1 protein-coding gene is annotated in these 472 nt (G+C 38.6%); it reads left to right on the top strand.

Going from position 1 to position 472, the window contains the following annotated elements:
• A partial coding sequence (locus tag DEQ92_RS24315) for a hypothetical protein (RefSeq protein ID WP_233516951.1) occupies positions 1-213 on the top strand: 213 nt, incomplete at its 5' end.
• Positions 214-472 lie beyond the last annotated feature (259 nt).

Below are 472 nucleotides of genomic sequence, written 5' to 3'. Positions count from 1 at the left end.
AAGCAGTGGTTATTTGCTGGTACTGTCGTAACAGCTGGCCTACTGTTCTCTGCACTGGCCTCAGCACTTTTGTTAGGCTCAGGTTTTGGGTCTCAGCGAGTTGGTCATCCAGATAATCATCAAGTAGGCTTAAGTGGAGATAATAGAGGTTCTCAACTTCCAGGCTTAAGTGGAAGCAATGAAGGTTCTCAACTTCCAGGCTTAAGTAGTTAATTTTCCTTAAGCCTTACACTACCTCTCCTTATTCCAATGCTAACGATCAAGTACAAAAAAGCTGGTATCCTTTTAGGCCTAGCTTTTTTGGCAGCTTCAAACGTCTTATCTTTTATTAGCTGCCATTATATTATAAAGTCTAAATATTAATAAACGATATCAATTGGATAACAAATTCTTTTTTCTGGTACATATCATCCTCTTTTTGCAAAGGGATACCAGATCTCTTACCTCTGATAGCTTTCTCTTTTTGTTTGTG

The organism is Haloferax sp. Atlit-6N, assembly GCF_003383195.1.
In the GTDB taxonomy this organism is placed as follows: Archaea; Halobacteriota; Halobacteria; order Halobacteriales; family Haloferacaceae; genus Haloferax; species Haloferax gibbonsii.
Note: the sequence above shows the minus strand (reverse complement) of the source record. Positions and strands in the feature narration are given on the sequence as shown.